The following is a 716-nucleotide window of genomic DNA, read 5'->3' on the forward strand; positions in this document are numbered from 1 at the left end:
AACACAGACAGCTGTACGGCCACGGTAAGGATAAGCTCATCCTTATTGGCCCTTGTTACCAACAGCGGCCCGATTTGTCAGGGATCCGTTCTGCAACTGAATGAGATCAGCGGACAGGGGACCTCATGGTCATGGAGCAGCAACGGAGAGGCCATATTCAACGATCCCGGTCTGCAAAATCCGGAAGTGACCAATGTCTCGGACGGGGAGGAGTTCACTGTTACCATCACCCTGGTCAATGGCTGTACCGGTACAGGTACCACCACGGCCTTTGTATTGGAGGCTCCTATTCTGGAGGCAGGCAGTGAACAGCAGTTCTGTATTTTGGAAGCCCCCAGGGTATCCGATCTTTCAGCCACGGGCAATGGCATCGTACGCTGGTACGAGGACGCGGACAGCACAGCGGAACTGGCGAGCGATACCGCTCTGGAAGATGGCACCTTATATTACGGGGTATTGGAAGACGACAACGGCTGTATCTCCGAACGGGTCGAAGTTGTGGTAAGGATCAACATGCAGGGTTGTGAAGAAATACCTGAGGCAGATAGACTAGGCTTTTCTCCAAACGGTGACGGCGTCAATGATACTTTTTCGATTTCCTGGCTGAGGAATGACTACCCTAACTACAGAATGTCTGTCTATGATCGCAATGGTTCCCTGGTGTACGAAGGGAACATCAGCTCACCGGACTGGGATGGCAGCGCGGACCGGGGAAT

The 716-nt window shown here is 53.2% G+C and carries 1 protein-coding gene; it reads left to right on the forward strand.

From position 1 onward, the window contains the following. Positions 1–716, forward strand: a 716-nt coding sequence (locus GTQ38_RS20865; protein ID WP_161437523.1) for a T9SS type B sorting domain-containing protein, incomplete at both ends; no start/stop codon positions are given.

Origin of the sequence: Poritiphilus flavus (assembly GCF_009901585.1) — a bacterium.
Lineage (GTDB): Bacteria > Bacteroidota > Bacteroidia > Flavobacteriales > Flavobacteriaceae > Poritiphilus > Poritiphilus flavus.